Source organism: Lysinibacillus sp. DFXJR4, assembly GCF_057196045.1.
Map to the genome: position 1 here is coordinate 581,856 of NZ_JBXUNW010000001.1, position 23,555 is coordinate 605,410.

The 23,555-nt window shown below is 37.9% G+C and carries 22 protein-coding genes; 13 read left to right on the forward strand and 9 right to left on the reverse strand.

Annotation, left to right across the window (positions count from 1 at the left end; translation table 11 throughout):
* The first annotated feature begins 369 nt into the window (after nt 1–369).
* Together AC2CGN_RS02950 and AC2CGN_RS02955 are read left to right on the forward strand one after the other, a co-directional pair.
* Nucleotides 370–1,008 (forward strand): hypothetical protein, encoded by a 639-nt coding sequence (locus tag AC2CGN_RS02950; protein ID WP_484512053.1) that lies wholly within the window; start codon nt 370–372, stop codon nt 1,006–1,008.
* A gap of 298 nt (nt 1,009–1,306) precedes the next feature.
* Nucleotides 1,307–2,581, forward strand: coding sequence for an NtaA/DmoA family FMN-dependent monooxygenase (locus AC2CGN_RS02955; protein ID WP_484512055.1), 1,275 nt, complete (start codon nt 1,307–1,309; stop codon nt 2,579–2,581).
* A 683-nt stretch (nt 2,582–3,264) separates the two neighbouring features.
* On the opposite strand, the gene AC2CGN_RS02960 is transcribed toward AC2CGN_RS02955, so the two are convergent.
* Entirely contained in the window at nt 3,265–4,161 is an 897-nt protein-coding gene (locus tag AC2CGN_RS02960) for a LysR family transcriptional regulator (protein WP_286924055.1), read from the reverse strand.
* Nucleotides 4,162–4,297: 136 nt separating this feature from the next.
* Between AC2CGN_RS02960 and AC2CGN_RS02965 the strand changes: the two genes are divergently transcribed.
* The 7 genes from AC2CGN_RS02965 to AC2CGN_RS02995 all read left to right on the forward strand — a co-directional run bounded on the left by AC2CGN_RS02965 (nt 4,298) and on the right by AC2CGN_RS02995 (nt 12,061).
* Nucleotides 4,298–5,263 carry an ABC transporter ATP-binding protein gene (locus AC2CGN_RS02965; protein ID WP_484512058.1) on the forward strand — a complete coding sequence of 322 codons (966 nt, stop codon included), beginning with the start codon at nt 4,298–4,300 and terminating at the stop codon, nt 5,261–5,263.
* The gene (locus AC2CGN_RS02970; RefSeq protein WP_484512060.1) at nt 5,260–6,285 is read left to right on the forward strand and encodes an ABC transporter substrate-binding protein; all 1,026 of its coding nucleotides are present in this window, start codon (nt 5,260–5,262) and stop codon (nt 6,283–6,285) included. Before AC2CGN_RS02965 ends, AC2CGN_RS02970 begins: the two co-directional genes overlap by 4 nt.
* Before the next feature lie 60 nt (nt 6,286–6,345).
* Nucleotides 6,346–8,007, forward strand: a complete 1,662-nt coding sequence (locus AC2CGN_RS02975) for an ABC transporter permease (RefSeq protein WP_484513138.1) — start codon at nt 6,346–6,348, stop codon at nt 8,005–8,007.
* A complete protein-coding gene (locus AC2CGN_RS02980; protein WP_484512062.1) occupies nt 8,000–9,091 on the forward strand; it encodes an MBL fold metallo-hydrolase in 1,092 nt (363 codons plus the stop codon). Before AC2CGN_RS02975 ends, AC2CGN_RS02980 begins: the two co-directional genes overlap by 8 nt.
* 274 nt (nt 9,092–9,365) lie before the next feature.
* Nucleotides 9,366–10,676, forward strand: coding sequence for a M48 family metallopeptidase (locus tag AC2CGN_RS02985; protein ID WP_484513140.1), 1,311 nt, complete (start codon nt 9,366–9,368; stop codon nt 10,674–10,676).
* A gap of 85 nt (nt 10,677–10,761) precedes the next feature.
* Nucleotides 10,762–11,577 (forward strand): YitT family protein, encoded by an 816-nt coding sequence (locus AC2CGN_RS02990; protein ID WP_286924051.1) that lies wholly within the window; start codon nt 10,762–10,764, stop codon nt 11,575–11,577.
* Between the two features lie 94 nt (nt 11,578–11,671).
* Nucleotides 11,672–12,061, forward strand: a complete 390-nt coding sequence (locus AC2CGN_RS02995; protein WP_484512064.1) for an MmcQ/YjbR family DNA-binding protein — start codon at nt 11,672–11,674, stop codon at nt 12,059–12,061.
* 612 nt (nt 12,062–12,673) lie between these two features.
* On the opposite strand, the gene AC2CGN_RS03000 is transcribed toward AC2CGN_RS02995, so the two are convergent.
* From AC2CGN_RS03000 to AC2CGN_RS03030, 7 genes are all read right to left on the reverse strand, one after another.
* Entirely contained in the window at nt 12,674–12,946 is a 273-nt protein-coding gene (locus AC2CGN_RS03000; protein ID WP_484512066.1) for a hypothetical protein, read from the reverse strand.
* Nucleotides 12,947–13,022: 76 nt separating this feature from the next.
* Nucleotides 13,023–13,367: a GIY-YIG nuclease family protein gene (locus AC2CGN_RS03005; RefSeq protein ID WP_283871456.1), complete on the reverse strand. Its 345-nt coding sequence runs from the start codon at nt 13,365–13,367 to the stop codon at nt 13,023–13,025.
* Between the two features lie 71 nt (nt 13,368–13,438).
* Nucleotides 13,439–14,191, reverse strand: coding sequence for a DUF2087 domain-containing protein (locus tag AC2CGN_RS03010; RefSeq protein WP_429980989.1), 753 nt, complete (start codon nt 14,189–14,191; stop codon nt 13,439–13,441).
* A 120-nt stretch (nt 14,192–14,311) separates the two neighbouring features.
* Nucleotides 14,312–15,187: an ABC transporter permease gene (locus AC2CGN_RS03015; protein WP_286924047.1), complete on the reverse strand. Its 876-nt coding sequence runs from the start codon at nt 15,185–15,187 to the stop codon at nt 14,312–14,314.
* On the reverse strand, nt 15,187–16,107 hold the full coding sequence (locus AC2CGN_RS03020; RefSeq protein WP_484512068.1) for an ABC transporter ATP-binding protein: 921 nt from the start codon (nt 16,105–16,107) through the stop codon (nt 15,187–15,189). The genes AC2CGN_RS03015 and AC2CGN_RS03020 overlap by 1 nt, the downstream gene beginning before the upstream one ends.
* A 6-nt stretch (nt 16,108–16,113) precedes the next feature.
* Nucleotides 16,114–16,518, reverse strand: a complete 405-nt coding sequence (locus tag AC2CGN_RS03025; protein WP_286924045.1) for a DUF3021 domain-containing protein — start codon at nt 16,516–16,518, stop codon at nt 16,114–16,116.
* 1 nt (nt 16,519) lies between these two features.
* The gene (locus tag AC2CGN_RS03030) at nt 16,520–16,969 is read right to left on the reverse strand and encodes a LytTR family DNA-binding domain-containing protein (RefSeq protein WP_429980992.1); all 450 of its coding nucleotides are present in this window, start codon (nt 16,967–16,969) and stop codon (nt 16,520–16,522) included.
* Between the two features lie 230 nt (nt 16,970–17,199).
* Here AC2CGN_RS03030 and AC2CGN_RS03035 point away from each other — a divergent pair, with 230 nt between their 5' ends.
* Nucleotides 17,200–18,228, forward strand: coding sequence for an AbrB family transcriptional regulator (locus tag AC2CGN_RS03035; RefSeq protein ID WP_429984777.1), 1,029 nt, complete (start codon nt 17,200–17,202; stop codon nt 18,226–18,228).
* Between the two features lie 160 nt (nt 18,229–18,388).
* On the opposite strand, the gene AC2CGN_RS03040 is transcribed toward AC2CGN_RS03035, so the two are convergent.
* Nucleotides 18,389–20,083, reverse strand: a complete 1,695-nt coding sequence (locus AC2CGN_RS03040; RefSeq protein WP_484512071.1) for a methyl-accepting chemotaxis protein — start codon at nt 20,081–20,083, stop codon at nt 18,389–18,391.
* Between the two features lie 237 nt (nt 20,084–20,320).
* Between AC2CGN_RS03040 and AC2CGN_RS03045 the strand changes: the two genes are divergently transcribed.
* The 3 genes from AC2CGN_RS03045 (at nt 20,321) to AC2CGN_RS03055 (ending at nt 23,151) form a co-directional block, all read left to right on the forward strand.
* Nucleotides 20,321–20,464 carry an RAxF-45 family protein gene (locus tag AC2CGN_RS03045; RefSeq protein WP_283871464.1) on the forward strand — a complete coding sequence of 48 codons (144 nt, stop codon included), beginning with the start codon at nt 20,321–20,323 and terminating at the stop codon, nt 20,462–20,464.
* A 103-nt stretch (nt 20,465–20,567) separates the two neighbouring features.
* Entirely contained in the window at nt 20,568–22,367 is a 1,800-nt protein-coding gene (gene abc-f / locus AC2CGN_RS03050; RefSeq protein ID WP_484512074.1) for a ribosomal protection-like ABC-F family protein, read from the forward strand.
* Entirely contained in the window at nt 22,360–23,151 is a 792-nt protein-coding gene (locus tag AC2CGN_RS03055; protein WP_484512076.1) for a GNAT family N-acetyltransferase, read from the forward strand. The genes abc-f and AC2CGN_RS03055 overlap by 8 nt, the downstream gene beginning before the upstream one ends.
* Nucleotides 23,152–23,555: the final 404 nt, after the last annotated feature.

Here is a 23,555-nt window from a genome sequence, read left to right on the forward strand (position 1 = left end):
AAATGATGGTATTTTGTATATTGACGACACTACAAATATGTAGTATTATACTACAATAAACAAATACATATTATGGTAATAAAGTTATAATAGGGGTGATTTATAGTTATTCAGTAATTTATTTGAAACAGAAATAAGTTAATGGTAATAATTAATAATCCTATTAAATCAAAGAATAGCTTCAAATGAACGAAATTTAATAGTTTTGGATATATTCAACCTAATTTAACTATATTATGAGAAGATTTTGCGAGTGGGAAATCTGGTTCGTTTATGTTAAGTGAATCACCTAATGGAATTCTTGCTGATAAAGATAGCCTTGTTGAAAAACAAGAAGTGATGTTGGTTAATATAGAGGAGGAATAATTGATGGCAGTTATAGTGAATTCAATAGGAAATCTAGGATATGTTGCTAATTCTCAAACCAATCAAAGCTTTCATCCTTTTAAAATAAAAGAAGGTGAAGCTGAAATAGATTCTAAAAAAGCTGAGATTGAAACCTCACGTAAAGAATATGCAGAATTCATTCAATCTAGCAATGCTATTTATCAAGAGGCAACTCCAACTCAACTTGTCAACAAACAAACAAATTCTATTAATATTGTAACAGGTGTTTACTATAATTTAGGAACAGTAAATGGCAAACCTTTGAATGGTACGCCTTTAGCAAGTGGAGGATTCAACTCGAATTTTAGTCCTAAAATATGGAAAATACCAGGTTCTTCTATTGTAACACCAGAGCAAGAAGCAGCGCTTAAAATGCGACAATCCTACTCACTACCTGAACGTCAAGAAGCCAATGAACTTGTGGCTGTCTTTATGAGCCTCTCTCGGTTAGCCGAAGGAAAAAAATCTGTGGCTAGTATGAATGATGATGCTATGTTTATGCAACATTTCCCAAAATTTGCAAAAGGGATAGGGCTTGATTTAAGTAAACCGTTTACCATCAATGGTAAATCGTTTACTTATTCCCAAGGAACATTGCAAACGATAGATACAGAAGATTAACAAAAAGTATTAGAAGGTTTTCCAGTGAAATTAGTGGTAGATGTGTATTTTATGGAAATACGGCAGTAGGTTTCAGCTTATTTGCAGTTGGCATTACGGTAGGATTAATTATTGAGGGAAGCCTATCATACTAGCAAAAATATAGGATTTACAAGAGCTTTGCTACGTTCGTGTAGCAGGGCTTTTTTCTTTTCACACGTAGAACAGTTACAGCTAATGCCGCTTATATTTATTGCATTCTATGAAAATAATCTATAAGATGGTAATGATAATCATTTTCAATTAAAAAGGAGAGTTAATGATGACTAAAAGACATCTTGTAATTGGCATGCACCTAGCTGTACATGGTGAGCAAGGTAAGACAGGTACGTTAATTGATGAGCATATAGCATTTGCCAAGCGAGCAGAGGCGGCAAAATTAGATTTTATATTTAAGGCTGATTACTTAATAGCCCATCCAGAGTTAATTGCCAAAATGAAAGGGACGGTAGGGTTAGATCCTAGCTTTTTATTGGCAATGGTGGCAAGAGAAACGAAACAAATTGGTTTAGTAACGACCATATCCACATCATTCATACCACCTTATTTGATTGCACGTCAATTACAATCCTTGAATTGGATAAGTGAGGGGCGTATAGGGTGGAATCTTGTCACATCCATTGATGGGGCGTATAATTTCAGCAATGATTTGATGCCTTCATCAGAGGAGCGATATGCAAAGGCAGCGGAATGTAAGGAAGTTGTAGAACAGCTGTGGCACAGTAATCCTTATGAAGCATTAGAGGCTGATGGTGATTTTGAGAAAATTAAGGAGCTTGTAAAGCCAATCGATTATGAGGGAGCGTTTTTCCAGATTAAAGGACCATTAAATATACCGATGCATCCAGCAGGAGATATTCCGTTATTCCAAGCTGGTGCCTCTGAGTCAGGACGTCAATTTGCTGCAGCAGTATCAAATGCAATATTTGCTGCTACGCCAGTAATGGAAGTGGGTATTGAACTGCGTAACGATTTACGCAAGCGTGCTGTTGAGGTAGGACGTTCAGCAGATGATATTCGATTATTGCCAGGGCTCTATTTCTTTATTGGTGATACATATGAAGAGGCACTAGAAATGCACCGTCAAGCACACGCTCATTTAACACTTGACCGTCGTCATAGTGCTTTAGAATCTGTTATTGGTATGAATATTCGTCATTTAACGTTACAGGATTATGTAACAGCAGAGATGCTACCGCCAGAGGATCAAAAGGTACGTAGTAAAACACATGCTCAGCTTGTACGCCGTTATATTATTGAAAATAAACCGACAGTAGCCGAATTATTAGCACGTCCAGAGGTAATTGGTTCAGCACATCTTGTAGCAATTGGTACACCTCAAGATATTGTAGAGCAAATTGTCACATTTTATGAGAAAGGAGCATTAGATGGTTTTATTGCTGTGCCAGGTGGTCCTGCAAAATCCTTAGATTTATTCTTTAGCGATGTTATACCAGCGCTGGTGGAGCAGGGGTTATTCCGAGCTGAGTATGAAGGAAATACATTGCGCTCTCACTTAGGTTTAGATACTTAATTTATTAAATAGAGATGAAGGGCAAAGCGATAACACATGCTTTGCCTTTTATTATGTAGCGATAAATTGCAAAAGCAAAACATGAATCAGTGGTTGGGATAGTGTGAATAGCAAGTAGCTAGCGAAGAATGCAAAGCTCCTGACGATCACATTACTAGTCGATAAACATTAGGCCAGGTTGAACAACTTTACAATCCATAACTCAGGTTTCTTCAGTGCCGATTACAGGGCAGAATTAAATGGACCTTAGCGTTTTATTGAAACAATTAAGTTACAGTTTAAGTTTTATGATTGCCATTATCAGCCTCTTTCAAAAAAACGCTAGTTGAGCGATTAGGTGAAGCAGAAGAAGTTAACATATAGCTATTCCCTCAAGTGTTGTCATGGATGGAACAGTTTTTTAAAATGCTGAGGTGCGAAAAAATTCTAATATGTGCAACTTTTTCTAGTGCTAAAACTGGGATAGTGTGAAAGAGATTGTGATGTAATTTTTAGAAATCCCGAATTTCATCTTCTAAGTGAATTCGGGATTTTCTTGTTAGCTTAACCGTCTAAACCGCACCAAATAAATTTAAGACATTAATGGTAATAATCCCTACAATGTCGAAATTAGAATCACCAAAAGTTGTTCCTTCATAACTGATATTACCCAATAATATAAGTAGAATTTATGTCAAAGTTTGCTATATTTTTAACTGTTTGGCTAAATCGTAAATGGACGATTTGACAAATGAATCTATTTTGCTATCTAAGCGAGATTTAGGATGAATTAGTTGAATTTTTCGATTTAGTGTATCATCTTCTAAATCTCTCTTCATTAATAGACCTGATCTTAATTCATCCTCAATGAGTGCAACTGACAGAAATGCAATTGTTTTTCCGAAAGTAAGCATTTTCTTTATGGTACTAACAGAATCCAACTCGATTGTATGAATGGATGGGTGGATTGGGTCCATCCATTTTTCGATAAAATGATTCGTTGAACTAGAGGAAGTGTGCAACAATACTTTATTTTTGAGGACATCCGATTTGGTGATGTCCTTTTTTGCTGCAAGTTCGTGACGAGGGCTTAATGCTAAAACAAGTGAATCTTCTCCAATTGTTTCATAAACAAGTGCCGCGTTTTCTTGCTTTGTTTCCATTATCAAACCAAAGTCTAACTCTTGAAGAGCTACCATTTTTTCAATGTCTGGGGCTGTTTTTACTTCAAGTGATATTCGGATTTCTGGATAAGCTGTCGAAATCTGATGAATAAGTTCTGGCATAAAAATATGGGCAGGTAATCCGCTAGCACCAAGACGAATGGAGCCGATATCACCTGCCAAAAGATTATCGACAAAGCGATTCATATCCTTTTGAAGCTGAACAATTTGGCGGGCATAGTGGTAGAGTCCTTCGCCGGCTTCTGTTAAACGATATCCCCCTGCATTTGTGCGAAATAAATGAATCCCATATTCCTCCTCAATCGAGCGGATATGAAAGGAAACTGTTGGCGCAGTAATGCCAAGCACTTTGGCAACAGGGGCTAATTTTTTTAATTCTACGAGTAGGCAAAATGCCTGTAATTTTACATTATTCATTTTATCCTCCTAAAGTAAATTAGAAAAAATCTTGCATTTGCTTAAGTTTATTAGAATTTTTTTAACGAGTTATTAATAGAACATTAATATTTTCTAAATATCTAGGATTTATAGTTGTATTAGCGAGGAGGATATGATGAAAATCTCACTAACAAATATCGAGAAGAAATTTGGACATGCTCAGGTGCTATGGCCAATTAACCTGGAATTAGAAAGTAAATTTATTACGATTCTAGGTCAATCAGGCTGCGGGAAGACTACATTATTAAAAATATTAGCCGGACTTGAACAACCAACAAGTGGAGAGATTCGATTTGATGAAACGATGATTTATTCATCTAAGCTTCATCAAAATATCAAACCAAATAAACGTAATATTGCAATGGTTTTTCAAGATTTTGCGCTCTGGCCCCATATGACAATTTTTCAAAATATTGCGTTTGGCTTGAAGGGAATTGTTCCAAAGGAAGATATGCCTAAACGAGTGCAGTATGTAATGAACTTAGTGAAAATGAAGGGATATGAGAAACGTAAACCTGGGGAGCTTTCAGGAGGGCAGCAGCAACGGGTAGCACTTGCGAGAGCGCTTGCGACAAATCCCAAGCTTATTTTATTTGATGAGCCCTTATCAGCCCTTGATGCAGTACTTAGAGAACAGATGCAGGCTGAAATTATGCAAATTATTGATGAACTAGATTGTCAGGCAATTTTTGTCACTCATGACCAAACAGAGGCGATGACAATGTCTGATCAAATTATTGTGATGGAGGCAGGCAGAATCGCACAAATAGGAACACCTGAGGAAATATATCTTGCGCCAGCTACTCCATATGTGGCTGATTTTATTGGTAAAGTGAATTGGTTTGAAAAAGGTAACTATATTGTGCGGCCTGAAGGGGTTTCCAGAATACAACGCCCAGGAACAATTGCAAAGCTTGCAACAATCATAAAAAGCACCTTTGTTGGGGATCGTTATTTAGTGCAGGCAGAGGTAGAAGGTAAGCAATGGAGCTTTTATGAGACACAGCCCATAGAGCATGGTTTAAAACTTGAAGTGTTTATTGACAAAAAACAAATATATCAATTGGAGGGTTCACATTGAAGAAAAGAGGTTTAAAGCTTTTTACGACTGCTGGTATTCTATTGACATTGGCATTAGCTGGATGTGGTAACAAAGAAGTAGAGAAAACAGAGAAAGTAAGTGCACAGCCAAAAGAAGAGCAAATATTAACAGTATATTCAGCCGGTCCAGATGGATTAGCAGCAAATATTCAACAAGCATTTGAAGAAAAAACAGGTATAAAAGTTGAGATGTTTCAAGGGACAACAGGTAAAATTTTGTCACGATTAGAGGCAGAAAAAAATAATCCTGTAGCTGATATTGTTGTACTGGCATCTGTCGCTTCTATGGATGGCTTAAAGGAAACGTCACAGCTACAAAGCTATCAAGATGCTAAACAGGCAGAAAAAATCAATTCTGACTGGTCAGATGCTGAGGGCTATTATTATGGATACAGTGCTTCTGCATTAGGTATAGCTTATAACACAAAAAATACGCAAGAAGTACCGACAGATTGGTCAGATTTAGCAGAGGAACAATGGCAAAATAAAATCAATATACCCGATCCAAGCTTGTCAGGCTCTGCTGTAGATTTTCTATATGGTTATGCGCTAACGGAAAAAAATGCTTGGAAAACGATGGAGCTATGGAAGAACAATGGCTTACAAGTAAATGGTGCGAATAAGGAAGCTTTAGATGCCGTCATAACAGGTGATAAAAATGCTACGATTGCAGGCGTAGATTATATGGCTTATAAGGCAAAAGCAGACGGCGAGCCAGTGGAAATTATGTATCCGAGAAGTGGAACAGTTGTTAGCCCAAGAGCAGTTGGTATTTTAAAGGATGCAAAGCATATTGAGGCTGCAAAAGAATACGTAGATTTTTTACTATCGGATGAGGGACAAAAGCTTGTAACAGAGGCTTACTTACTGCCTGGCAACAAAGAAATACCTGTAAAAAATCGTGCTGCATTAGATGAGATTCCACAGTTATCTGTGAATTGGAAAGGTGCAGAAGCAGACCAGCTTGAGATATTAACGAAATTTAATGATATGTTTCGATAAGAAATAGGAGGAGGTTTTGTGACCTCCTTTAAGTTTTGGCACGGAAGGATGGAAACATCAATGATGATGGAAGGCAGAAGAACTTTTGGTTTTTTACTGACAATAGTTGTCACATTTGCTATTGCCCCATTAATAGCTATTTTAGGTTACACCTTTTTGAAGGATGGGCAATTTGACATCTCACAAATCAATCGAATGCTGGAAGCTGAAAGAGTGTGGAGGACGCTTGGGAACTCCATACTATTAGGGGTACTTGTAATAGTTGGAACAACCATTATTGCATTTCCAATGGCACTTATCAGAACGAAAACAAGCTTATATCGTTATGATTGGCTTGATATTATTTTAACCATTCCATTTATGACTCCTCCGTATATTGGTTCAATGGGATGGATTTTGTTTATGCAGCATAATGGCTTTCTTCAACAGCTATTTCCAAGCTCAGCCTGGTTGATGGAAACCTTCTTTTCTTTATTCGGTATGGTGATGATTATGAGCTTACATCTCTTTCCTTTTTTATATTTAATGTTGAAAAATACGCTCCTTCGTATGAATGGCTCCTTTTTAGATGCAGCACTCATTTTTGGACGAAGCCCCTGGAGAAATTGGACGAAAATCGTTTTACCTTTAGTGGTATCAAGCTATGTCTTAGGAAGTCTGCTTATTTTTATAAAAACACTTGCGGAATTTGGAACACCTGCCACTTTTGGAAGTCGAATTGGATTTCAAGTATTTACAACAGAAATTCATACTTACTTATCAAGATGGCCAGTAGACATTAGCATGGCGACATCCCTGTCTTTATTTTTACTATCGGTTTGTCTTGTCATCTGGTATATTCAAAATCTTATTGGACGCAAACATACATATGGCGTTCTATCTGGTAAAACACCAGCAATGCGTGAGGTTAGGGATAAATGGTGTATCAAATTAGGCTCATGGATGTTTGTGGGAGCTGTTCTTTTATTGTCAATCGGTATTCCTTACTTTTCCATTGTCGTAACATCTTTGCAAAAAGTAAGAGGAAATGGCTTGCAAGCAGGAAATTTTAGCTTTGCATCCTATCAAGAGGTGTTTACAGGGGGAAGCGCAGGATTATCAGCATTTTTAAATAGTGTGATGTTCTCTGTTATAACAGCTGTTGTGACGGCTATTATTGGATTGTGTATCGCACTATATATTAAAAAGGGTGAAACGAAAAAGCAGCAATTCCTAGATTTCTTTAGTTTAATGCCTACTATTGTACCTGGAATTGTCTTTGTTGTTGGGTTAATCATGTTTTGGAATGCGCCATGGTTACCAGCAACAATATATAACACAAAGACAATGGTTGTTGTCACGTACTGTGTTCTTTTCTTACCGTATTCGGTGCAATACACAAAATCCTCATTATCCCAAATAGATTCGTCAATCTTTCAATCAGCAGCTATTTTTGGACGAAGTAAATGGGAGGTTTATCGACAGATTATAATTCCTTTATTAATGCAAGGAATTCTCGCTGGTATGATGATGACATTTATTATTTCCATGCGTGAGCTTGTAGCTGGATTATTAATTTTGCCTCCATCAGTGGAGACTGGGGCAACATTTATTTACAGTCAGTTCGAGCAAGGAAATGTTGGGGTAGGAATGGCTGTTGCAGTCATTACTGTGGTCATGACCGTTATTTTCATGTTTCTACTCGAGTGGCTGCAAAAGCGGGGAGGACATGAGAATGTTTAATATCGAGATTTTAGGTGGAGTCGGTGAATATGGCCGTAATTGTTTTTATATTGAAAAAGAGGGGCGGGCTATTTTACTGGATTGTGGGGTGATGAACAATCCTCAAAAGACCTTGCCAAACTTAACAGAGGCCCACGTAGCAAAGCTTGAGGCAGTATTTATTTCCCATTCCCATATTGATCATGTAGGTGCTATTCCGTTACTCGAAAAGTGGGGATATAATGGGCCAATTATAATGAGTGATATGACAGCACAGCAACTAAAAATGACCTTTCCAAATATTAGTATTTTCCATCCAGAATCCATTGGAGAATGGATATTTGTGAATAAGGATATGGCCTATCAGTGGGGGTATAGTGGTCATCTTATTGGAAGCGTTTGGTATCAGATTCGTTTTTGGGGGAAGATGCTCTTTTACTCTGGCGATTATGTCATGGATTCCTATTTATTGAAGGCTACGCTGCCAGTAGCGGATGGGACGATTTATGATATTGCATTTATCGACAGTGGTCATGTTGAAAAACAAATCAATAATTTTCAAACATTGCAGCAAATAATGGAATATATAAGCGTTTATCCAGAACAACCATTTATTTTTCCATCTTCATTTTCAGGAAAAACGGTCGACATTGCAGCCTACCTACATCAACATACACAACGAACCCTGCATATCGATCAGGATTTAATATCGCTATTTGAACAGTATGAGAAGGCATCTGAAAATTTATTACCTACTAAAGCTATTTTGCCATCTTTTAAACAACAATGTTCGACAAAGAGTGCTGATCTTGGGGATATTTATTTTGTGCCTGATCGTAATGCGTCAAAGCTATTGGAGCTACTACAAAAAATACCGAAAGCAATCGTTATTTTTACAGGCTATTGGCAAAAAGATAACTATAAAATGAGTTTATCTAAAACGGAATACAAGGAATTTTTTTATAAAACACATCCTGATTATCATGATATTTTAACGCTTTCTAAAAAAATACATGCTCAAACGACCATTTATTTTCATAGTTCATTTACGAACAGAGAAACTACATTTTTGCAATTACTTAAAAATAAGAAGGCACTAACATGATGTCCTACATTAAGAACATTAATGGCATGTATGTAATACCATGCTTCCGATTTCCAGTTAAACATTTGCTAAAATTCATCTGAAGACTGTGAACAGGCTTTGTACTCTTGACTTGTACAAGGCTTGTTGCTGTTTTTTTGCAATTACTTTGAATTTTGTATGTAATTGGCTAAAAGGCAAATAAAAACACTGAAAAATTTGTTCTAACTTTTTTAATTTCGCTTACACTTACTATAGGACGAACTCTTAGCTTTAACACAAGGGAGGAAATGACATAGCGAAAAAAATGGGAATTGTCGCGCTACTATTATTCGGTGTTTATTTGCTGTGTATGTATTGGTATATATTCCATAGCGGTGGTGGTACAGTACCAAGAGCATTCCAGGGAACCGTTGCAGATCCAGTTATGTTTATGTCTGAAAAAGAACTTTTTCTAAGTGGTGAATATTCAAAAATAAGAAACTTCCTTTTCTTTGTTGCAACTCCATTGGAATGGTTAGTGTACGCTTTCATTTTGCTAACAGGTATTTCACGTTATTTCGAAAAAGTGGCGACAGCACAAACGAAGTGGAAGTTATTACGGAACGCAGGTTATTTATTCTTATTATCATTGCTACTGTATCTTGTGCTATTCCCTCTAGACTATTATCGTTACTATTTAAGCAAAAGCTACGGTATAAGCACACAAGCATTCTCGTCATGGATGCGAGATGGCATTATTGATTTTTGGGTTAATTTTGGCACGAGCCTCATCGTAGTATCAGTCATATATTGGCTTATTAAAAAGAGTGAAAAAAGATGGTGGCTGTATACTTGGCTTTTAACGATTCCATTTACAATATTTGTGATGTTTATCCAGCCAGTTGTCATTGATCCCTTATATAATGATTTTTATCCATTAAAAAATAAGGAACTAGAAGCGAAAATTCTCTCTATCGCTGACCAAGCTAATATTCCAGCAGAGCATGTTTATGAAGTGAATATGGCAGAGAAAACAAATGCCTTAAATGCATATGTCACAGGTATTGGAAGTAATTCAAGGATTGTCTTATGGGATACAACCTTAAATCGGCTCACAGACAATGAAATATTATTTATCATGGCACATGAAATGGGACATTACGTTGAAAAACATATTTATTTTGGTATTGCTGGGTACCTAGTGTTAACTTTAGGAGGATTGTGGTTAACCTCCAGATGTATGCGATGGGTGATTAGAAGATATGGACAGGTATTAAAAATAAAAAAAATGGGTGATATAGCCTCTTATCCGTTATTTTTACTTATTACCTCCATATTGCTGTTTGCTTCTAACCCTCTGACAAATTATGTGTCAAGGTATCAGGAAACAAGAGCCGATCAATACGCTATTTCACTTACGGGTGATCGAGAGTCTGCCGTTACTGCATTCCAAAAGCTAACGATATCTGGTTTAAGCGAGGTAAATCCACAGCTTCTTGTAAAATGGTTCCGCTATACACACCCACCGATGCTGGATCGAATTGATAGGGTAGCGGAAAAAGAGGGGCAAAAAAAGGAGGCTCCTGTTAAAGAGGAGCAGAAAAAAGAACAACAAAAGCAATAAATAGGTAAGGTTTCTTGGACGTAAAAGTTGGGTATCCTAGTAGAAGGATTGAAAACTTGTTTGTTCTTATGATAGGGGAATCGTTATGCGTAATATTATCATCATTACACTTTCATCGATTTTAGTGGCCTTTGCCTATAATTTTTTGTTAATTCCCCATGAAATATTAAGTGGCGGATTAAGTGGAATAGCTATTATGCTTGGTATTGTAACACCCTTAAATACAGGGGTTTTAAATTTACTATTGAATTTACCGCTTCTTATTTTAGGCGTTATGAAGCTTGGTAAGCGGTTTATTGGATATACGATACTATCAGTGGCTGTCTTGTCAATTAGCCTGTATATTATTCCTATTTATAAGGCTACACAAGAACCCATCCTTGCCTCCTTATTTGGTGGTGTTATTGTCGGAATCGGCACGGGTATGATTTTTCGCGCGTCTGGCTCCTCTGGTGGCTTTGACATTATAGCCATGCTGTTAAGTCGAAAACGCGATTTCCCATTAGGTGCATTAATTTCTGGAATGAATGGAATAGTAGTAGCTATCTCAGGCTTCGTTTTTAGCTGGGATGCCGCCTTACTCACACTTGTATCGATTTATGCTACGGGCAAGATTGTCGATACCATTCATACAAGCCATATAAAATTGACGCTGATGATTATTACAGGTGAGGGTGAGGAAGTAAAGCAGCAACTTTTATCAAAGCTTCATCGAGGTGTAACGGTAATGGATGCGAAGGGTGCTTACTCTGGGGAAGGGCGTAAGGTTTTAATTACGGTAATTACACGTTATCAGCTTGCCGAAGTTAAAAATATGATTAAGGAAACAGATGCAAAAGCATTTGTTAATATTTTACAAACAACAGAGGTAATTGGTGTTTTTGATAGGGGCTCAAAGTAAATTAAAATGATATTTCTTGTACACACGTTATCGGTTATAATAAATATAATCGAACGTGTGTTTTTATTATGGGATAGATAGGGAGAGATTCAAAATGGACAAAGAATCAATTCATGCGTATTGTTTAAAGCTTCGAGGAACAACACATGATTATAAACTGGAGTGGGAGGCTGACCGCTACCAAGTTGGTGAAAAAATGTATGCAATGATAGGCGGGAATGCTACCGGAAAGCCAGTTCTTACCTTGAAATGCGAGCCCCAGCGTGCAGAAGAATTAAGGGAAGCTTACGAAAGTATCATACCCGGCTATTATATGAATAAAACTCATTGGAACTCCATTTACATGGATTCAGATGATGTACCCCTTGATTTGGTAGAAAAGCTTATCGAACATTCCTATGACCTAGTTTTCGGAAAGCTAACAAAAAAAGCACAGCAGGAAGTCCTTTTACTTGAAGAGACAATATGTAATATGGAAGGTTAAAAAACTACCCTTTTTCTAAGATATATTGAGAAAAAGGGTAGTTTTTGTTTAGCCAAAAACATGCTCATGCCCGAGAGAGAAATGCTTGGGCAAGACAAAGGAAACGCTCAGATTTAAGAGAAAAGCACTCGGATGGGTTGAAGCAACGCTCAGGTGCAGGAGGAAAGCGCTCGGGTAGGGTGAAGTAACGCTCAGGTTTAAGAGAAAAGCGCTCGGGTAGGGTGAAGTAACGCTCAGGTCCAAGGGGAGATCGCTCGGGTAGGGTGAAGTAACGCTCAGGTGCAGGAGGAAAGCGCTCCGGTAGGGTGAAGTAACGCTCAGGTTTAAGAGAAAAGCGCTCGGGTAAGACGAAGCAACGCTCAGGTCCAAGGAGAAATCGCTCGGGTGGGGTGAAGTAACGCTCAGGTTTAAGAGAAAAGCGCTCGGGTGAGGCGAAGCAACGCTCAGGTCCAAGGGGAGATCGCTCGGGTAGGGTGAAGCAACGCTCAGGTAAGAGAAAAAATCGCTCAGGTAGGAAGTAACGCTCAGTCAGAGAAAAAAGCGCTCGGGTCAGACGAAGCAACGCTCAGGTTCAAGAGAAAAGTGCTCGGGTAGGTCGAAGTAATGCTCAGGTCAGAGAAAAAAGCGCTCGGGTAGGTCTAAATAACGCTCAGGTCCAAGAGAAAAGTGCTCGGGTAGGTCGAAGTAACGCTCAGGTTTAAGAGAAAAGCGCTCGGGTGAGACAAAGCAACGCTCAGGTTCAAGTGGAAATCGCTCGGGTAGGTTGAAGCAACGCTCAGGTCCAAGAGGAAATCGCTCAGATAGGGTGAAGCAACGCTCAGGTCCAAGGGAAAAGTGCTCAGGTAGGGTGAAGTAACGCTCAGGTATAAGTCTACAATCGGACAAAAAAACCCAAGCCCATTGAAACGGCTCGGGTTCAAACAAAAAACGTTCTTCAAATCACAGTAAAGAAGAAATCAATTTATGCATTATAGCCACGGTCACCAAAAGGCTGTAGCGTATCGAGCCATTTTTGCTCTAGTTTTTCTAGCTCTCTTTTGGCATCAAAATAGCCCTCTTCTTTTTTCTTTAAGTATTCAACGATTTCAAGGTCAAAAGCATCTTGACCGAAAGTATTGAAATCTGCTTGTAGTTTTTTATTGGTATATGAATTAGTTTTAAGCGAAAATTGAAATCCGTTTAGGCGCTTTAAATTATTGAAGCTACCAACAAACACCTTTCCATTTTGTTTATTGGTCATTGTAAAAACGCCTGCTTCAATTTTCATTTCTTTATACATTTCCTTTAATTCTTTTTTATGGTCCATTGAAAACCCTTCTTTCTTATTTTTATCCTGCATTAACAAGCAGTCATTTATAAATCCCCTCTGATTCAGCTTCATTTTATCCAATAGGCACTGCCATCATCTGTACGGTCCATAAAACCATATTCAATTAAATAACGGCGGATTTGTACATAATCCTCATACATTGGCTGGATTGCCTCATTTAATTCTTTTTCTGTGTACTGTTTGGTCTTGTCGAAAAGCTTTGTGATTGCTCGTAGTATGATAATTTTATGCTTTTCTCGTTTTGGAAACCGGGTAAGCTCTTGACCAATTCCCTTTGGAAAATACTTTTCGAGTAACTCTTGTTCCTCAGATAGCGTAATATTATAGCGATCATCCACCATTGTTGCGGTTTTATGAATTGGAATAAAATGATCTTCCTTTTGATCCTTTTCTTTTAATAGTTCCATCATGGCAAGAAATGTTTTTGCTTGTCGCTCTTTTTCCTTGAGTGTAAAACGGTGATGACGAATCGTTGTTGCGCTACCTATATCAAGCCTCTCTTTTATTTCTTGATCCGTATGTCCCTCATAGAATAAACGCATGATATGACTTTGATGGTCTGTTAGCCCTGTCATTTTTTTATTTAATCCATTTAAATAATGAAAAACGGAATGATGTGCAGAAGTAATATGATGCTGCATAAATTTTTCTGCCTCATAAAGTACGTCTTCATAGGGATAGATAATACCTTTTTCAATTTGTTCGCCGCAAAGCAAGCAAGTAAAATGTGCTGTTTCCTCTACGTAACCCTTTTTAATGTCCTCAATCGATGCTTGCCAAAACAGTTCATTAACATCCATTAAAAATCCTCCTAAAAATAAACAAAATATTATTTCGTTTGCTTATATATATTAAAAATAACAAATTGTTTGTTTTAAATCAATAAAAAACACATCGCTTGATCAACGATGTGTTAAAATCTATTTATTTTTCTTTTTGAAAAGGATAATAGATAGGATAGCTAGTATAAGAATAGTAGCTAGAATAATAATGACACTTGTAGAGGTACTGAGAATATTTCCATGTAGATTATAAACAATACCATACATTTCTTTATATTCTTCCACGTTTGAAGCAGGTATACCCTCGAAAACTTTGGTGATGGAGCTTCCCATAAATGCATTGCGTAATAGTAAGGTTGTATGACTGATAGGGAAATACATAATCAAATTTTGTGCAAAGCTTGGTAATGCACCTATAGGGACATAGACGCCACATAAGAAGCCAAGTGCAGTTCCGACAATGGTACTTAATGTTGAAAAGGAGTTTTGAGTCGTCGCAAATAATACTAGAAAAAGATTAAAAACACTGGCAAGTAATACTGATAAAAATAATAGGCCTACTACATGAACGAAATCTCCAATGCTGAGAAGCTCACCGCCAGTGGATACAATAAAGATTTCACAGCCAATGAGGGCAATAAAGGAAAAGATACAGCCAATAATAAAGGCATTGAACACATAGCTAAATTGAATAGTGGCTCTTGAAATAGGGGCGGTTAAAAAATCTGCCTGTGCTTTAGATTCCAAATCCTGTACGGCAATTCCGTAGGCTGCGAGTGTTGTAGTTACAGCGATCATGGATAATAGCCCCGCTACAAGCCATTCATTCACCATTGTAATTAGTTCAGGTGTAGCCTCTGTCATTTGCTCAATAGCATCCACCTGCATTTTTTGTAGAAATACAGCATATAGCACAATTACGATAATGACAGAAAGCAGTGAATAGAAAACTTGTGTTTTATCTCTACGGAAAACCTTATTATTTCGTTGTACTAGGCTAATAAATGCTTCCATTATGCAGCACCTTCCTCCGCCATAATATGAAGAAAGACATCATCCATTGTCCCTTTTATTACTTCAAAGGAGGCGATGAACGGCTCTGCCTTTTTTAATAAGTCCAAAGCATGAAGCGTTGAGTCAACTCGAATAGTGTAAATACCGAGCTTTTCTGTGTAAGAAATGGCATTGTCCTTGAGCCACTTACTGCCTTCAGCACTATTATGAAAAACAAGTGCCATCGAATCATAGGCATACTTAGTCTTCAAAGCATCTGGTGTTCCTTCAGCAACAATTTCTCCTTGCTTTAAAACAATGACATGATGTGCAACAGCCGCTTCCTCCATGTAATGTGTAGTTAAAAACACAGTCATATTTGTTTCAAGTTGCAGTTGTTTAATTGCCTGCCAAACAAATTGACGTGTTTGTGGATCTAATCCGGTTGTTGGCTCATCTAAAAATAAAATTTTCGGTCGATGAATAAGCGCTCGTGCTATATCAGCGCGTCTTTTTTGACCGCCGGATAATGTTCCATATTTACGTTTTTCTATATCCTCTAAATGTAAATAGGTAGAAACAAATTGATAGTTTTCAGCCAGCTGTGCTCTTGATAAGCCATATGTTTTGCCGCGATGCAGTATATTTTCACGAACGGTTAATCGCTCATCAAGTAGGCTTTGCTGAAAAACCACGCCAATGGATTTCCGTATGTCAGCATTGTGATTGCTTGCATCAAGGGTATGACCGTTAATTTTCACAGTACCGCTTGATTTTTGTAATAAGGTACAAAGTATTTCAATGGTTGTTGATTTACCTGCACCATTTGCACCCAAAAATGCGAAGAGGGTCCCTTCTTCTACAGTAAATGAAATCCCTTTGACAGCCTGATGCTCACCATATTGCTTACGTAAGTTGTCAACTTGTATAGCAAATTTCATAATAGGTTATTCCTTTCTTTTTTGTATTGCATGATTGATTTCCGCAATATCAATTAATTGAAAAACATAAAGTATACACCAGACGATGAAATAAATAATAGCTTCTGATACAAGCACACACATAATGCTAGAATGTTCAAACCATCGACCGAAATAGCCAGCGGTAATAACACATAATGTAACAGCCACTAAATGCAAAATAAGTTGTAGAATAAATGGCAATCGCTCTACATCAAAGATGAATGACAATGGACCTATTACAACACCCAAAATGGCGGCAATGATAATTTGCTCAAGTAGTTCCGTTCCCGAAATCATCGTATTTTGAGATAAGACACTTATGGTTACTAATGTATAGGAAGAACTCAGCGAAATAAGTAGACCAATAATCATCATGCGCAATGTTTTCATATTATGAATCCCTCCCGATACCTAAATGGCGTTTTAACTCTTTTAAATATTTTCGGCTGACATGCACGGTAACATCATTTTCAAGTATTAGTTCAGTCGCTCCCAGTTTCCCCATTTGAATAGAGGCAATTTTATGAATGTTGACGAGTGTTGATTTACTCACTCGTGCAAAATCTTTTGCAAACTGCGCTTCTAGTTCATATAATTTGCGTTTTGATTCAAATTCCTGCTCTTCTGTCTGCAAAAATACCTTTGCATCCTCTGCATAAATCGAGAAAATATCAGAAATCTTTAGCATATGAATTTCCTGCTGTATATAGCCATCTATCATCGTTGTTTGTGAAGTTTGGAGCTGCTTCATCAGTCGCTCAATTTGTTCGTTATATTCTTTCGCATGTATATGAATCTCATTTTCTTCTAGTGCGCTATTAATTGTTAAATGAATCTTCATTAGAGGCCTCCTTTACCTATCCCCATTACCGGGATAACACTGAATCAGGTAATAATAATGTAGCATAGAAAAAATTGGCTGGGACAATTTCTTCGATAAGAGGTCAAAATTTAATGATGACAGGTTTATTATTCACAATATAGATCTTGCAAAAAGCGGCGAAGTAGAAAAAGAGGGGAATTAGCGGCATAATGGACTTATTCAGTCAGTCATGAGGGGTTGCTTCTATTATGTTTGTTTTTGATCGACACATGTTTATTACATTATGTATTGGGCTAGCAGGTGCGTTTATCTTTCAGGCTGTCCATATTCCGATGCCCTGGTTACTAGGTGCCATAGCGGCAGTGCTGATTGTTCAGTTATCAACAAAAGTTCAACTGAAATGGCATCCGTATTTTCGAAATTTTGGTTTAATCGTAGCAGGATATTCCATTGGGTTTGCTTTTACACCAGAAGCTGTACAGGATATTAAACAATTTTTAGGGAGCATGATTGTCCTTAATCTTCTATTTATTGCTCTGTTCTTTGCTGTAAGTTACATTGTGGCAAAGCGTACTGATTTAGATTTTGCGACCGCCTTAACTTGCTGTGTACCTGGAGGAATGTCACAGGTTGTGGCCTTTGCTGAGGAGCAAGGGGATATGGATATGGTCGTCATAACATTTTTTCAAATTCTGAGGGTACTGCTAATCGTTGGCTTTGTACCTTTAATGGTAGCAGGTTCCAGTGGAGGTGGTAACACTATAGATGGGGCATATACATGGAGCCTTATAGGAGTCCTTGTTTTATGTAGCGCTGTGGGATGGCTTGCGCAAAAAATAAAAATCCCAACAGGCTATATGCTCGGTCCTGTATTTTTATTAATGGGAATCAATATAGCAGGAGTAGAGGTCCCGCAAATGCCAATATCCTTACTTCATATTGCTCAGCTAATGCTTGGTATTTATATTGGGCTTTTACTAAAAAAAGAGGATTTACATTTATCCAAGAAGCATGTTTTTTATGCATTTGTATCAGCTGGTATCTTTATAGGGGGTGCCTATGGTTTAACATTTGTTATGCAGAGCTTGTACAATCTTGAATTTAGGACTGGCTTTTTAAGTATTGTACCAGGTGGACTTGATCAAATGGGTATAATCGCTGCTTCTGTTCATGCCAATGTCACGATTGTCACAGCCTTTCAGCTTTTCCGTGTATTGGTCGTATCGATTTTCCTTGTTCCATTTGTCAAAATGTTTGTGAAAAAGGTGAGAGTATAGTAGGCAACGAGACGAGCAGGATGGCAACAGGTAAATGAACCGTGTTAATCATTCTCACAGACTGCGAATGTTCTTGCCAGTAGCGTTATCACAACAAATCAGCTCTAAGTATAAAAAGATTGTCCATTGGCATTTACCCAATGAACAATCTTTACCGTCTTTAATATTTAAATTGATGAATTAAATCCTGCAGTGTCTCTGCATTTTTGGTAAGTTGTAAGGCTGCTTTATTAATATCCCCCATGGATTCAAGATTTGCTTCTGCAATTTGTGTTACGACCTTCGACTGCTCCCGTGCCTCAACGGCAATTTCAGCCACTATATGTGTAGAAGCATTGGCCTGCTCTATTCGCGCGTAGAGCTCTTCAGCAATCCCTGAAACCTCTTGAATTTTATTGGTTACGAGAGAGACCTTTGCTGTTATCTCTTCAAATGCAATACTTGTTGTCTGCACAACCTTGGCACTTGAAGCAGCTTCTTGTTCACTCTCTTGCATATGCTCCCGTGCTTCCTTCGCTAGCTGCTGCATCGTATGAATCGTCTTGGTAATTTCTGCGGCAGATGTTTTTGATTGCTCTGCTAATTTACGAACCTCTTCGGCTACCACCGCAAAGCCTTTACCGTGTTCTCCAGCCCGTGCCGCTTCAATTGAGGCATTTAACGCCAGTAAATTCGTTTGATCTGCAATGGCATGAATCACTTCTACAATTTCGTCAATCTTATTAGCATGTGTATCAAGTGCAGCGATTGAGTTGGCACTCTCTTGCACAGCTACTGCCATAGCCTGCATTTGCATTTGCATCTCCTGTGCTGTCTGTTCTCCATGCTTAGCTGTATCAAAGGCATCAGAAGCATAAGATGAAACCTCACTATTTGTTTCAGTGACTAGTTGAATACCATCAGCAATATCTTGCATGGCCTCAGCATTTTCATTGGCACTATGCTTTTGCGTGCTGGCACCGCTTGCTAGTTCCTGCATATTAGCTGTTAAATTCTCCGTCGTGTCTGTCGTAGAGCCAGCAGTTGCAGAAAGCTCAGCAGATGATGCAGATACCTGATTAGCTGTTTCATCTACTCGTTGCATCATTTTACGTAATGTTGCAAGCATTGCGTTGAAGGAATTTGCCAGCTCACCGATTTCATCCTTAGACTTAACAATAAGCTGCTGTGTTAAATCGCCCTTTCCAGCAGAGATGGTTTCTAGTTGAGCATTTAAGTGCTTTAATGGTTTAACAATTCCCCGTACAAATAAGATACCTGCAATTACGGCAATGATCGCTGTAATAATTGCGAAAATCCCCATTTTAAAGAGCATTTTTTGGGCTACTGCATTGATATCAGAGGAAGGTACGCCTGCAAAAATCATCCCTATTATTTCTCCATCCGCGTTACGTAGCGGCTCATACTTTGTCAAATAGGGTTCACCCATAACCTCTGCTGTGCCTGTATATATTTTTCCCTGTGATAGCACAGCTTCCGTTACTTTTGGATCTGCAGTTGTTCCAATTGCTCGCTGCCCATCCACCATAATATTTGTATTAATACGAGTATCGTTGGCGAAAATTGTAATTGCCGCTTGTGATAATTCTCCTAATTTATCGATGATGACAGTCTCATCCGCTACCTTCGCATCACCCTTATAAAGCTCTCCGTTTTTTAGCTGCCAATCTCCTGGCAAGGTTTGATGGAGATTATGTACACTTAAATCTAAAATCTGATTCAGACGTATATTGTATTCATCTTGTAAAGCTGTTTTCATTTCGCTTGTATTCACTAGACCAATCACAATTAGAACAAAGGCTATAATCGCAACAATCAACAAACTCATTTTGTTTTGTATACTTCGTTTTTTCATCAATGCCCCTCCACATTTTGCCACATAAAATAGACAGTAAGCTACTGCTGAGAAAGCTTACTGTCAAATTACTAAATATTGAAATAATTCAGGAAAACATTCCTATTTTTAATTAGTATATAGCTACATAGAACATTTGTATATTTACAAAAAAGTGACAACTGACATTTTTTCCTTTCTAAATTCCTTGAATTATGGTATTATAAATTTAACTACTATGAACGGAGGTGAAAAGGAATGAAACAAAACGCTACAAAAACATGTGTAAAAGTGGATACAGCTATGTATTTTGCACGTGTTATTACTTTCGATTTTGCGAACAACGGGAGAGGTCTGTCCATTTTTAAGCAAAATCAAATAATAACAAACGTAGCGGATTAACCATTCTTTTTCACAAATAAATGAGGAAAAGACTGCTTGTTAATGGAGCAGTCTTTTTTTGTGTCTATAGATGTTTTCGCACGTTTCATTGGAGGAAAAAACAATGCAAATTAAAGCTGAACAAATACAAAAAATTATTGGTGGGAACGTATTATTTGAAGAACTTCAATTAGAAGTGAATACTGGAGAGCATGTTGCTATTGTTGGTGTGAACGGAAGCGGGAAAACGACTTTATTACAGCTATTATCTGGTTTAGATACACCAGATAAGGGACGGATTATAAAAAGTAAGGAAGCGACCATTGGCTATCTTCATCAAATTCCGCAATATCCTATGCTATCTGTAAAGCAAGTGCTAGAGGAGGCATTTACTGAAATTTATGCATTGAAGGCAAAGATGACAAAGCTAGAGCAGGAAATGCAGGAAGCTGTATCTGATAAGGTTCTTGAGCAATATGGTCATGTGCAGGAACTATTTATGCTGCAGGGAGGCTATGAGATTGATGCGCAATTGGCGATGATTGCTAATGGCCTTGGTATTACACCATTACTTGAGCAACCTTTTACTAGCCTAAGCGGTGGAGAGAAAACAAAGGTGATGCTTGGGCAAATCCTTTTAAGTAATCCTTCTATTTTGTTATTAGATGAGCCAACCAACCATTTGGATATGCAGGCAATTGAATGGCTGGAAAATTATGTGCGGAACTTCGCAGGGATAGTGATTGTTGTATCCCATGATCGCCATTTTATGAATCAAATGGCTCAGAAGATTATAGAAATTGAAGATGGCGAGGCATTTACGTATATTGGCAATTACGATGCATTTGTTAAACAAAAAGAAGCGAAGGTTGAACAGCAATTTGCTGAATTTGAGGAACAGCAAAAGAAAATAAAAAAAATGCAGGAAACCATCAAGCGTTTAAAGCAATGGGCAAATGAAGCGAATCCACCGAACGCCTCCATGCATCGACGTGCTAAAAGCATGGAAAAAGCATTAGCTCGAATCGATCGGGTCAAGAAGCCGTCAACGAAGAAGAAAATGAATTTAGCCCTGACAATGGCTGAGCGTAGTGGTAAAGAGGTTGTGCAAATGAATGCAGTTAGCCATGCATTTGATAAGCCGCTATTAAAGGAATGCGATTTGTCTGTCTACTTCGGAGAACGACTGGCGATTGTAGGTGGTAATGGCAGTGGTAAATCAACATTATTAAAAATGATACTTGGTGAGGTCATACCAAACGAAGGCATTTGTCGTGTTGGTAGCAGTGTAAAAATAGGCTACCTTTCGCAGCAGTTTGAGCATGAGCATCCATCGATTCGTTTAATTGATGCCTTTCGAGAAAGTGTCTCAGTATCAGAGGCGGAGGCACGTCATTTACTTGCTCAATTTTTATTTTATGGCTATGACGTTTTTAAGAAGGTGAAGGATCTAAGTGGTGGTGAAAAGATGCGCTTACGTCTAGCTCAGTTAATGCATGAGGATATTAACTTATTGATACTGGATGAGCCGACCAACCATTTAGATATTGAGGCGAGAGAGGTATTGGAGGATACATTGGAATCCTTTGAGGGAACTATTATTGGCGTTTCTCATGACCGCTATTTCCTTCAAAAGATTTTTACAAAAGTCGCATGGATCAGGCATGAAACCATTCAAGTATTTGAGGGTGACTATGAGTGGGCAAGGAAAAAACTTGCTGAACTAGTAGAAGTACCTGTTATCAAAGAAATAACAGAAAAGACCATGAGTGCTAAGAAAGAGCTGCCTATTGAGCAACAAATTGAAAAGCTTGAACTAAAATTAAAGGAACCAACACTTGCTAAGGAGCAACGTCAAAAGCTTGAACAGCAGTTAGAGGTTTTATTTGAAAGATGGATTGAGGAAGGAGCAGAACATGCATAGTTTAGAACATATTATAGAGCTAGATCTTCATTATCTTAAAGGTTTTAGCAAGATGGAGACATGTGAGGATGGCGTATTATTTTACAATGAGGATAACCCAACATATTACGATGCAAATCATGCACATATTTGGCGCAAAATAAATAATCCGAATGTGCTATTGAGCAAAATAAAGAAATTCTATCAATCGAAATCACTTATCCCAAGATTATATTTATACAACCTAGAGGAAAATCAGCCTTGTATAAACGCTTTAGAAATGCATGGCTTTCAATATGAACGCTTTACAGATGATATACAATGTTGGAATGGTGAATCCGTATTACTACCACATAATCCAGCTATAGGTATCGAACGTGTAACAGATACAAATGTTGAGGAAGCAATGGAAGTTGAAATGAGTATTTCAACATTTGGAGAACCTTCATTAATAAAGACGGCTTTTCTGCAAACATACCGCTCCCCATACTTTACGTATTATGTATTAAAACTAGACGGAAAGGCATGCTGTACTGCTAAGCTTTTTGTCTCAGGAAACCAAGGGAGGATTGAAAGTGTAGCCACACTCGAAAGCTATCGAGGGCAAGGGCTAATTGGTTATATCCTTCAGCATATTCAACAGCAGTCAATCCAGCTAGGTTTAGACAATCTTTGGATTATGCCAATAAATGCGCAGGTGGCAAAGGTCTATGACAAGGCAAACTTTAAATCAGTAGGCAAAATAACATCCATTCACGCATTTACAGAAGGAAAAAGCATTCATCAAATACGACAAAATTCTTAATTCGATATAAAATAATTTCGCCATATTCCCAAAGAGTATGGCGAATTTCATAGTGTTGAAAAACTAAATGGTCAAGGGACTCTTTGTGAATATTTAGTCAAAATGAAGGTGATTTCCGTTCCAGGCTACTCGCTTTCCAGTGGGCGAGCGACGAGCCGCTTCCTGCGCTGACGCTCCGTGCAGGGTCTCGTCTGTCTCGCTATCCCACGGGAGTAGAGTAGCCTTGCACTCCAATCTGCAATAGTGTAGAACTTTAAATATTTTCTTCCCTCAAAAGTAAAGTAAAAGCATGTTACTTACCATCATTAAATTGAAAGAATAGTGGTACAATTCTATAACTGCCAACCTACATTTTATTTTTATGCATAAAACAAATTTCTACCTTTACATAAAGCCACTTATGG